We start from the raw sequence: 10,666 nt of genomic DNA, 5'->3' as shown, positions 1-10,666 counted from the left end.
CGCGAGGACCCCCACGAGCCACCAGATCCACGCGCGCTTCTTCTTCGGCTCCTCGTCCTCGCCGTCGACCGGCGAGCCCGGGGTGCGTGGACCACCGGTGACGGCACCGGCCTGCGTCCCGATGAGGGCGGTCGCCGCGTCGTTGCCCTGCGCCTGGGGTGGGTTGAACGCGACGGTGCCGCCGGCGGCGATGGCCGGGACGGCGACGGTGGCGGCCGCGACGTCGCCACGGCGGAGCGCCTGTGCCGCACGGGCCAGGTTCGCCGCGGTCGCGGGACGGTCGGCGGGCTTCTTCGCGATGCAGGACATCACGAGGGCCGACACCGGCTCCGGGATGTCCCCCGGGAGTGCCGGCGGCTGCTCGTTGATGTGCGCCATCGCGATGGCGACCTGCGACTCGCCCGTGAACGGCCGGCGTCCGGCCAGGCACTCGTACGCGACGATGCCGAGCGAGTAGATGTCGGTCGACGGCGATGCCGGGTGCCCGCTCGCCTGCTCCGGCGAGAGGTACTGCACGGTGCCCATGACCTGACCGGTCGCGGTGAGCGGCACCTGGTCGGCGATGCGGGCGATGCCGAAGTCGGTGATCTTGACGCGGCCGTCCGGCGTGATGAGCAGGTTGCCCGGCTTGATGTCGCGGTGCACGAGCCCGACGGCGTGTGCGGCCTGCAGGGCGTTCGCGGTCTGCGCGACGATGTCGAGGACCTTGTCGACCGGCAGCGTGTGCTCCCGCTCGATCATGGTCGAGAGCGCCTCGCCGGGGACGAGCTCCATCACGAGGTAGGCGCTGCCGTCCTCCTCGCCGTAGTCGAAGACGTTGGCGATGCCCTCGTGGTTGACGAGCGCGGCGTGGCGGGCCTCGGCGCGGAAGCGCTCGAGGAAGCCCGGGTCGCCGAGGTACTCGTCCTTGAGGATCTTGAGTGCCACGGTCCGGCCGATGACGAGGTCGGTGGCCTGCCACACCTCTCCCATGCCGCCGATGGCGACGCGGGACGAGAGTTGGTACCGCCCACCGAAGGTGAGTCCGCTGGTGGGTCTCATTTGTTCAGCACCGCCTCCATGACTTTCTTCGCGACCGGGGCCGCGACCGTGTTGCCGACTCCGGACTGCCCGAGCCCGCCGCCGTTCCCGACGACGACCGCGACGGCCACCTCGGGGTCCTTCGCCGGGGCGAAGCCCGTGAACCAGAGTGTGTACGGATCGCCCGTGCCGTTCTCGGCCGTGCCCGTCTTCCCTGCGACGTCGACACCGTTGATCTTGGCATTGGTGCCGGTCCCGGAGCTGACGACGCTCTGCATGGCCTCGGTGAGGTCACTCGCCTCGGAGGACGAGAGCGGGTCGCTGTACTGCTTCGGGGAGAACGACTCGACGGTCTTCAGGTCGCTCGTGGTGATCGAGTCGACGAGCGAGGGCTGCATGACCTTGCCGCCGTTCGCGATCCCGGCGGAGACCATCGCCATCTGCAGGGGCGACACCCGGACGCTGGCCTGCCCGAACGAGCTCAGCATCAGCTGCGCGGTGTCGTCGCTGACGTCCGGGTACTGGCTGGCGGTGGCGCGCATCGGGACCTCGATCGCGTCGCCGAACCCGTACTTGTCGGCCATGCTCTTGATCGCGTCGTAGCCGAGCTTCTGCCCGAGCTCCGCGAACGGGATGTTGCACGAGTACTGGATCGCCGTGCGCAGCTTGACCTTGTCGCCGCCGCCGCACGAGCCGCCCTCGGCGTTGTTGATGTAGGTGCTCGTACCGGGCAGCTGCAGGCGCGAGGGGTTCGGGAACTCGGAGTCGAGGGTGTACTTCCCGCCCTCGAGCGCGGCCGACGCCACGACGAGCTTGAAGACGGACCCGGGCGTGTAGAGGTCGCCGCCGATCGCCCGGTTCTGCAGGGGCTTCGCCGCGTTCGTCTCGAGCGCCTTGTACTGGTCGATGACGTTCTGCGTGTCGTGCGACGTCAGCGTGTTCGGGTCGTAGCTCTGCTTCGACACCATCGCGAGGATCTTGCCGGTCTTCGGCTGGATCGCCACGACCGCGCCGGTGTTGTCGCCGAGCGCGTCGTACGCCGCCTGCTGGACGTCGGGGTCGATCGTCAGGTTGACGTTGTCGCCCTGGACGTCCTGCCCGGTCAGGATCGCGTTGAGGTTCTGGAAGAACGAGGCGTCGGAGTTGCCGGAGAGCACGGTGTTCTCGGCGCTCTCGATGCCGGCGTTCCCCTGCCCGATCGTGAAGTACCCGGTGACGGCGGAGTAGAGGTCGCCGTTCGTGTACTTCCGCTGGTACTGGTACTGGTCGTCCACCGGGGTCGACTCGGCGATCGGACTGCCGTTGACGAGGATCGCGCCGCGCTTCGTCGAGTAGCTGGCGAGGATGGTCCTCGAGTTCCGGGAGTCCGCGCGGAGCGAGTCCGCCGAGAAGAACTGGATGGACGTCGTCGACACGAAGAGTGCGACGAACATGAGCACGATGACGGTCGAGACACCGCGGAGCTGTCGGTTCACCGGCTGCGCTCCTTCCTGGTCGCCCCGCGGCCACGGGCAGCCGGGATCGCACCCTGTGGCACACGCTGTTCGGCGGGGATGCATCGGTCAGGCGCAGCAACATCGCGGCGATGATCCAGTTGGCGACGAGGGACGAACCACCCGCGGCCATGAACGGCGTCGTCAGGCCGGTGACCGGGATCACGCGGGTGATGCCGCCGACGACGACGAACACCTGCAGGGCGATGATGAAGCCGAAGCCCACGCCGAGCAGCTTGCCGAAGTCGTCCTGCGCCATGAACCCGACCCGCAGGCCTCGTGACGCCAGGATGATGAAGAGGGCGAGGATCGCGAAGACGCCGATGAGCCCGAGCTCCTCGCCGAGCGACGCGATGATGTAGTCCGCGTTGGCGACCGGCGTGATGTACGGCCGACCCTGGCCGAGCCCGGTGCCGGTGATCCCGCCGTTCGCGAAGCCGAACAGGCCCTGGACGAGCTGGTAGCTGCCCTGCGTCTGCCGGGTGAAGATCTCCTGGTTGAACGGGTCGAGCCACTGCTCGAACCGGCCGTGCACGTAGACCAGGACGGACTGGGCGACGAGCGCACCGCCGACGAACAGCGCGAGGCCGATGACGACCCAGCTCAGTCGCGCCGTCGCGACGTAGATCATCACGAGGAACAGGCCGAAGTAGAGCAGCGCGGTGCCGAGGTCGCGCTGGAACACCAGGACGCCCATCGCCGCGGCCCACATCACGAGGATCGGGCCGAGGTCGCGGGCACGCGGGAACGTCATGCCGAGGAACTTCCGGCCGACGATCGACAGCGAGTCCCGCGCGGTCACGAGGTAGCCGGCGAAGAACAGCGCCATCGTGATCTTGGCGAGCTCACCCGGCTGGAAGGTGAACGATCCGACCTTGATCCAGACCCGCGCGCCGTTCACGTTGAGCCCGATCCCGGGCAGCATCGGCAGCAGCAGCAGCGCGATGGTCAGGAACATGAAGATGTACCGGTACCGCTGCAGGAACCGGTGGTTCCGGACGACCGAGACCGTGATGATCGCCAGCACCATCGCGAGCATGGTCCAGACGATCTGCTTCACGCCGATCGCACCCCAGCCGGTCAGGCCGTTGTGCACGTCGATGCGGTAGATCTCGGCGATCCCGATGCCGTTCAGCACGAGGGCGACCGGCAGGATGAACGGGTCGGCGTTCTTCGCGACGACCCGCAGCACGACGTGCATGACCAGCGCGAGGCCGAGGATGCCCGCGCCGGTCCACAGCACCGAGGTGTCGAAGAGCCTGCCCTTCGTGCCGAGCTGCACGAGCACCATGGCGCCGGCGCAGATGCCGCACGCGATCACCAGCAGCACGAGCTCGAGGTTGCGGGCGCGCGCGGGCTCCCGCAGCTTGATCGTGATCGCCTGCGTGAAGGACTGGGCGGTGGCGCTGCTCATCGCTTCGCCCCGGGAGACGGTGACGGCGACCCGGTCGAGGACGACGAGGGCGTCGGCGACGGCGAACTGCCGTCACCGCCGGTGCCGGCCTGGTCCTGTCCGGTCGCCGCGGCCTTGCGCAGGCGCTCGACGATCTCGCGCGCGTCGTCGAGCGACTGCGCGTTGATGGTGGAGCGGACGTTCTCGCGGGTGTAGTCCGGCAGTCCGGACACCGAGATGTCGGTGTCCTCGTACACGTCGGACAGGGCGATCGGACCGATCGACTGCTGGACGCCCTTGTAGATCGCGACCGAGCCGCGGTCGGTCCCGACGTAGTAGTGGTCCTGGATGATCCGCCAGCCGAGGAACACGGCACCGACGAGGACGGCGACCGCCACGACGAGCGCGATCGTCCACGAGACCCGGCGACGGCGATCCAGCGCACCGCCTGGGTGAGCGTGCGGGACTCCTCGTCCTGGCCGATCGACACGAGCTCGGCGGGGTCCTTCGTGTGGTCCACCCGCACGACGTTCTGCTCGATGATCGGGCCCTCGTCGAGGTCGCTCGTGACGAAGTGCGCCGTCGCACCGATGAGTTTCACGCCGCGGGCGTGGGCCTGCCGGTAGGGGTTCGCCCCCTTGAAGCCGGGCAGGAACGAGTGGTGGATGTTCACCGCGCGGCCCTCGAGCGCGGCGCAGAGCTCGGGCGAGAGGATCTGCATGTACCGGGCGAGGACGACGAGCTCGATGTCGTGCTCCTCCACCGCCTGCAGCACGCGGCGCTCCATCTCCTGCTTGCTCGCCGCGTCGGTCACCGGCCGGTGCTCGAACGGCACGGAGTAGAACGACGCGAGCTCCGACAGGTCCCCGTGGTTCGAGAGCACGAGCGGCACCTCGATCGGGAGCTGCCCGCCGCGCTGCCGGTAGAGCAGGTCGTTCAGACAGTGCCCCGCCTTCGACACGAGCACGAGGGTGCGCATCGGCCGGCCGACGAGGTCGAGCTGGACGCGCGCGGTGTAGCGCTCGGCGACGGGGGCGAGGGCGGCCTCGAACGTGGCGCGGTCGACCGGAGCCATCACCTGGAGGCGCATGAAGAACGTGTTCGTGTCAGCGCTCGAGAACTGCTGCGACTCGGTGATGTTCCCGCTCGCGGCGACGACTGCCCCGGAGACGGCGTGCACGATCCCGGGCTGGTCGTCGCAGACCAGCGTGAGGGTCCAGTGCGTGGGGGTCGTGGCGCTCGGGGCGGTCGGGTCGGTCACCGGTTCAGGGTACCGGGATCGGGCTGTCGGGAGGCGCGGTGCGGCTCCGCCGGTCGGGCTGCGGCTGCCGTCGGACCGGATCGTGCGCCGTCCGACCGGATCGTGCGCCGTCGGGCCGGATCGTGAGCACGAATGGTCGGGTGCCGTGGCGCGAGTCGACCATTCCTGCTCACGAAGCGCGGCTCGCGGGCGCGGGCAGCGGCCGCGCCAGCGCCCGGTCGGCGATCGTCAAGACGCTGAGCAGCACCGCGACCCCCACGATCACCCAAGCCAGCACGTGCAGGTCCGGCGTCGTCGGAGCCTGGCCGAACACCCCGCCGATCAGCGAGGACGCCGCGATCGCCCCGATGTACACGCTCGTACGGGACAGCCCCGCGGCGGTGCCGATGGACGCCGCTGGGACGACCCGGTACAGCGCCGCCTGGTTCGACACCGACGCCAGCGCCTGCGGGACCCCGAAGAGCGCCGGTGCCAGCACGAGCAGGAACACGGGCGACCCGGTGTGCAGCAGGAGCAGGAGCAGCCCGCCGACGATCGGCACGACGGCCGCGACGACGAGCGGCCCCCGCACGGCGGTCTTCCGGGCGATGAGGAACGACGCGACCCCGGCGACGACGGCCGCGGGCAGCTGGATGTACCCGGCGACGTCGCTCGAGTAACCCGCGACGTCCTGCACCCACTGCGAGAAGCCGTAGGTCATCGTGTACGCGAGCATGTACACGAGGAACAGGCGCACGTACGTCCGCGAGAGCGCGCCGTTCCGCGCGAGCATCCGGACGTCGACGAACGGTCGCGCCGCTCGGAGCTCCCAGGCCACGAGCGCCACCAGGAGCACGACAGCCGTGCCGAGCAGCCACCAGAGCCCGGCGGACAGGTCGAGCAGGAACACGAGCAGCGCCGAGACGGTCCCCGTCATGAGCAGCATGCCGAACGGGTCGAGCGCGGTGAGGACGGGCACGTCCTCGTCCTCCCGCGGCCGCAGCCGGTCCGACGGCAGCCACATCGCGGACACGACGATCCCGAACACCGCGAGCGGGACGTTCACGAGGAAGATCGCGTGCCACCCGAACGCCGCGATGAGCGCCCCGCCGAGGGGTGGTCCGGCGGCGGCGGACACGAGCGAGGTGATCGAGAGCGCGCCGAGCACGAGCGGCGGGGTGGGCTTGCCGATGCGGGTGGAGTGCTGGCGCAGGGTCGTCAGCGCCGCCGGGTACGCCGACGAGGTCCCGATGCCGATCAGGACGCGGGCGAACACCGCGCCTCCGAAGCCGGTCAGGAACTCGGGCACGATCCCGGCGACCCCGACGATGACGAGCCCGGTCAGGAAGACCTTCTTCGGGCCGAACCGGTCGGCGAGCTTCCCCATCGTCGGCTGGGCGACGGCGCTCGCGAGGTAGAGCGCCGCGACGAGCCAGATCGCCTGCGCCGCCCCGATCCCGAGGTCACGGGAGATCGGCGCGAGGGCGACCGACACCATCGTCGTGTTGATCGGGTTGAGCAGCGGCCCGACGAGGACCGGCACGAGGAGCTTCGGGCCGAAGCCGCTGCCCTCCGGGTCGGCCGTGGGGGAGACGGGTGTGGAGGCGGTTGCGGTGGACGTGGCTGGCTGCCTTTGCGACTCGGGACGCGTCGTGACGGCCAGGAGGCGCGGCTCGCGTCGGTCGACGCGGGTCGCCCCTCCTGGTGGTCACGGTTCGACGAGCGGTTCGAGGATCTGGAGGGAGCGGGCGACCACGGCGCGGTCGTCGGGGTCGAGCGTCGTGAGGCGCTCGGCGAGGAGGCGGGTCCGGGCGCGGTGGGACTCGGCGCGGGCGGTCCGGCCGGCGTCCGTCGCGGCGACGATGGTCCGGCGGCCGTCGGTCGGGTCCTGCGTGCGGGTCACGAGGCCGAGGTCCTCGAGCGCCTGCACGGTCGCGCCCATCGACTGCGGGCGGACGCCTTCGGCGCGGGCGAGTTCGGCGGTCGTGGTCGCACCGTCACGGACGAGCCGCCCGAGCGCCGCGGACTGGGACGCCGTGACCTCGTCGACCTTGCCGACGAGGGTGGTCCGGCGGATCTTGCCGTACAGCGTCAGCAGCTCGCCCGCGAGCGCGTCCGAGCCGACCGAATCCATACCGTCACGGTACTACTTCGACAGGCGAACTTGCAAGGCTTCCTTCTGATCGCAGTGCGTGCCACCAGCGCCGTCGTCCGTCGAGAAGGCGAGCAGCGCCTCCAGGTCGTCGCCGACCGGACGGAAGCCGAGGCTCATCGCGTCGCGGTCAGGGTGTCGACCAGGTGCTCCTGCACGTACCCCAGCCAGTCGTAGACGTCCCGCAGTCCGACGCCCGCGTCGGCGGTGTACGACCGTTCCTCGGTCGCGGAGTCCACGATCCCGAGCCGGTCCGCGATGGTCAGCCGCAGGTCGGTCAGGCAGCGCAGCCAGGCCTGCTCGTCGTCGTGGTCGAAGGCGCCGTCACGCGCACCGGTGAGCCACGCGTGCACGGTCGCCGCGTTCGTGCTCTTCCGCGCCACCAGGTCCGACTCGGTCCAGCGTCGGAACTCGGCGCTGGCCTCGGCGTCGTCGCGGTAGGCGTCCGGGAACATCCGTGCCGCGACCGGGTCCGCGGCGACGTCCCCGCCGAGCACCTGCTGCAGCTGCTCGGTCAGCGACGTGAGCACGCCGCGCTCGCCGGAGGACATGGCGAGGTGCACGCCGTCGGCACGCCGGACGAACGGGATCACGGGGCGGGCGCCCGGTCGACCGAGGCCTGCAGTCCGTAGCCGTGCATCGCCTCGACGTGTGCCTCCATCGCCTCGCGGGGTCCGGTCGCCACGATCGCGCGGCCGTCGTCGTTCACCTGGCGCATGAGCCGCTCCGCCTTCGCCCGCCCGAACCCGAAGTGCGACTGGAAGACGTAGGTCACGTACGACATCAGGTTGACGGGGTCGTCCCAGACCACGGTCACCCAGGGGGTGTCGGAGCGGGTCGTCGTCCGCTCGTCGACGTCGGGGCTGAGCATGGTCATGCCTCCAGGGTGACACGAACCGGTGCGCTCGGTACGATCGTGGGGTCGCGACTGGCGTTGGATGGGTCACCATCGGGGAGCGACACCTGACACGGTGCGCGGCCGTACGCCTGGGCCGCGCCCAACCGTCCACCTCCGTCGTGCACGCGCGCGACGGGACAGACAACGAGGAGTCCCGTGTCCATCACCGATCTGCCCGCTGCGACCACGCAGTCCAGCTTCAACGCCCCGCTCAGCGAGGTCGACCCCGAGATCGCCCGCGTGCTCGAGCAGGAGCTCGGCCGGCAGCGCGACACCCTCGAGATGATCGCGTCCGAGAACTTCGTGCCGCGCGCCGTCCTCGAGTCCGTCGGCTCCGTCCTCACGAACAAGTACGCCGAGGGCTACCCGGGCAAGCGTTACTACGGCGGCTGCGAGTACGTCGACGTCGCCGAGCAGCTCGCCATCGACCGTGCGAAGGCCCTCTTCGGCGCCGAGTACGCCAACGTCCAGCCGCACTCCGGCGCGACCGCGAACGCCGCCGTCCTGCACGCCATCGCCTCCGCCGGCGACACCATCCTCGGGCTCGAGCTCGCGCACGGTGGGCACCTCACCCACGGCATGAAGCTCAACTTCTCCGGCCGCATCTACAACGCGGTGTCCTACGGCGTCGACCCGGAGACCTTCGAGGTCGACTACGACGACATCCGTGCGAAGGCCGTCGAGCACCAGCCGAAGGTCATCATCGCCGGCTGGTCCGCGTACCCCCGCCAGCTCGACTTCGCGAAGTTCCGCGAGATCGCGGACGAGGTCGGCGCGAAGCTCTGGGTCGACATGGCGCACTTCGCCGGGCTCGTCGCGGCGGGCCTGCACCCGTCCCCGGTCCCGCACGCGCACGTCGTGTCCTCGACCGTGCACAAGACGCTCGCCGGCCCCCGCTCCGGCATCATCCTGTCCAACGACGAGACGCTGTTCAAGAAGCTCAACTCGGCCGTGTTCCCGGGGCAGCAGGGCGGCCCGCTCATGCACGTGATCGCCGCGAAGGCCACCGCGTTCCTGCTCGCCGGCACCCCGGAGTTCAAGGACCGCCAGGAGCGCACGCTCCGCGGTGCCCGTCTGCTGGCGGACCGCCTCACGCAGGCCGACGCGAAGGCCGCCGGGATCGACGTCCTGACCGGTGGCACCGACGTGCACCTGGTGCTCGTCGACCTGCGCACCTCCGAGGTCGACGGCAAGCAGGCCGAGGACCTCCTGCACGAGGTCGGCATCACCGTGAACCGGAACTCCGTGCCGTTCGACCCGCGCCCGCCGATGGTCACCTCGGGTGTCCGCATCGGCACCTCGGCGCTCGCCACGCGCGGCTTCGGGGACGCCGAGTTCACCGAAGTCGCCGACATCATCGCGCTGACGCTCATGCCGAACCCGGACATCGAAGCGCTCTCGGCGCGGGTGAAGGCCCTGACCGACGCGTTCCCGCTCTACGCGTGAGCGCCGCGCTCCCTCGTGAGCGCTGGGCAGGCGAGGGCAGTGCCGTCCGCATCGACGGCACCGCCCTCGCCGCCCGCACGCTCGACGACCTGAAGGTCCGCATCGACCGGTTGCACGACCACGGGTTCCGCCCCGGTCTCGGCACGATCATGGTCGGCCAGAACGCCGGCTCGGTGTCGTACGTCGCCGGCAAGCACCGCGACTCCGCGCAGATCGGGCTCGACTCGGTCCGCATCGACCTGCCCGAGACCGCGTCGGCCGCCGACATCCGGGCTGCGATCCTGCAGATGAACGACGACCCCCGGGTCACCGCGTTCATCGTGCAGCTCCCGTTGCCGCAGGGCATCGACCCGATCCCGATGCTCGAGCTGATGAACCCGGCCAAGGACGCCGACGGCCTGCACCCGACGAACCTCGGCGAGCTCGTGCTCGCCGTGCCCGGTGGTGCCGGCACGATCGACGCGCCGCTGCCCTGCACCCCGCGAGGGATCGTCGCGATGCTCGAGGCGTACGAGGTCCCGATCCGCGGGCAGCACGTCACGATCATCGGGCAGGGGCTGACGGTCGGTCGTCCGCTCGGCCTGCTGCTCACCCGGCTCGAGGCCACCGCGACGCTGACGCACTCGCTCACCGAGGACGTCGCCGCCGAGTGCCGCCGAGCCGACATCATCGTCGCGGCGGCCGGGGTCGCCGGACTACGTCAAACCCGACTGGGTGCAGCCGGGTGCGGCGGTCATCGACGTCGGCATCAGCCGCGTGGTGTCGCCGGAGACGGGCAAGGCCAAGCTGCGCGGCGACGTCGACCCCGAGGTCGCCTCGGTCGCGGGCTTCCTGTCGCCGACGCCCGGTGGCGTCGGCCCGATGACCCGCGCGATGCTCATGAAGAACGTCGTCGAGGCGGCGGAGCGCCACCTGCACTAGCGGCGTGCGCGTGCGTGCGTGTGCGCGCCGCGATGTGCGCTTCGTGAGCAGAAATGGTCGGGTCCCGTCGTCGGACCCGACCACGTCTGCTCACGAACCACGT

At 70.5% G+C, this 10,666-nt stretch carries 9 protein-coding genes, 3 pseudogenes and 1 riboswitch; of the genes and pseudogenes, 2 read left to right on the top strand and 10 right to left on the bottom strand.

Features of this window, described 5'->3' with window-relative positions; all coding sequences use genetic code 11:
* From I5E_RS08910 to clpS, 10 genes and pseudogenes are all read right to left on the bottom strand, one after another.
* A partial coding sequence (locus I5E_RS08910) for a protein kinase domain-containing protein (RefSeq protein ID WP_022906672.1) occupies positions 1-1,041 on the bottom strand: 1,041 nt, incomplete at its 3' end.
* Positions 1,038-2,495, bottom strand: a complete 1,458-nt coding sequence (locus tag I5E_RS08905) for a peptidoglycan D,D-transpeptidase FtsI family protein (protein WP_022906671.1) — start codon at positions 2,493-2,495, stop codon at positions 1,038-1,040. The genes I5E_RS08910 and I5E_RS08905, both read right to left, overlap by 4 nt.
* Positions 2,496-2,577: 82 nt before the next feature.
* Positions 2,578-3,927 (bottom strand): annotated as a pseudogene (locus I5E_RS23465) (FtsW/RodA/SpoVE family cell cycle protein); the annotation flags it as partial.
* Entirely contained in the window at positions 3,924-4,304 is a 381-nt protein-coding gene (locus tag I5E_RS08885) for a hypothetical protein (RefSeq protein ID WP_022906667.1), read from the bottom strand. The gene I5E_RS08885 and the pseudogene I5E_RS23465, both read right to left, overlap by 4 nt.
* 32 nt (positions 4,305-4,336) lie before the next feature.
* Positions 4,337-5,167 (bottom strand): annotated as a pseudogene (locus tag I5E_RS23460) (formyltetrahydrofolate deformylase); the annotation flags it as partial.
* A 169-nt stretch (positions 5,168-5,336) separates the two neighbouring features.
* Positions 5,337-6,689, bottom strand: coding sequence for an MFS transporter (locus I5E_RS08870; protein ID WP_022906664.1), 1,353 nt, complete (start codon positions 6,687-6,689; stop codon positions 5,337-5,339).
* A gap of 165 nt (positions 6,690-6,854) precedes the next feature.
* Positions 6,855-7,280 (bottom strand): MarR family winged helix-turn-helix transcriptional regulator, encoded by a 426-nt coding sequence (locus tag I5E_RS08865; protein ID WP_022906663.1) that lies wholly within the window; start codon positions 7,278-7,280, stop codon positions 6,855-6,857.
* A 12-nt stretch (positions 7,281-7,292) separates the two neighbouring features.
* Entirely contained in the window at positions 7,293-7,418 is a 126-nt protein-coding gene (locus I5E_RS26315) for a hypothetical protein (protein WP_022906662.1), read from the bottom strand.
* Positions 7,415-7,891 carry a DUF2017 family protein gene (locus tag I5E_RS08855; RefSeq protein ID WP_022906661.1) on the bottom strand — a complete coding sequence of 159 codons (477 nt, stop codon included), beginning with the start codon at positions 7,889-7,891 and terminating at the stop codon, positions 7,415-7,417. Before I5E_RS08855 ends, I5E_RS26315 begins: the two co-directional genes overlap by 4 nt.
* Entirely contained in the window at positions 7,888-8,175 is a 288-nt protein-coding gene (clpS, locus tag I5E_RS08850; protein ID WP_022906660.1) for an ATP-dependent Clp protease adapter ClpS, read from the bottom strand. Before clpS ends, I5E_RS08855 begins: the two co-directional genes overlap by 4 nt.
* 37 nt (positions 8,176-8,212) lie before the next feature.
* A riboswitch (ZMP/ZTP riboswitch) is annotated at positions 8,213-8,298 on the top strand.
* A gap of 60 nt (positions 8,299-8,358) precedes the next feature.
* On the opposite strand from clpS, the gene glyA reads away from it, so the two are divergent.
* Both glyA and I5E_RS21480 read left to right on the top strand, forming a co-directional pair.
* Positions 8,359-9,642, top strand: coding sequence for a serine hydroxymethyltransferase (gene glyA / locus I5E_RS08845; protein WP_083857916.1), 1,284 nt, complete (start codon positions 8,359-8,361; stop codon positions 9,640-9,642).
* A pseudogene (locus I5E_RS21480) lies at positions 9,639-10,563 on the top strand (tetrahydrofolate dehydrogenase/cyclohydrolase catalytic domain-containing protein). Before glyA ends, I5E_RS21480 begins: the two are co-directional and overlap by 4 nt.
* The last annotated feature ends 103 nt before the right edge of the window (positions 10,564-10,666 follow it).

It is taken from the genome of Curtobacterium sp. B18, from assembly GCF_000333375.1.
Classification (GTDB): domain Bacteria; phylum Actinomycetota; class Actinomycetes; order Actinomycetales; family Microbacteriaceae; genus Curtobacterium.
This window is presented reverse-complemented; position numbering and strand designations above follow the sequence as displayed.

Bases quoted from the DNA above. Each gene is read 5' to 3' on its own strand.
- I5E_RS08865 (WP_022906663.1), bottom strand. From the start codon at position 7,280: ATGGATTCGGTCGGCTCGGACGCGCTCGCGGGCGAGCTGCTGACGCTG.
- I5E_RS26315 (WP_022906662.1), bottom strand. From the start codon at position 7,418: ATGAGCCTCGGCTTCCGTCCGGTCGGCGACGACCTGGAGGCGCTGCTC.
- clpS (WP_022906660.1), bottom strand. From the start codon at position 8,175: ATGACCATGCTCAGCCCCGACGTCGACGAGCGGACGACGACCCGCTCC.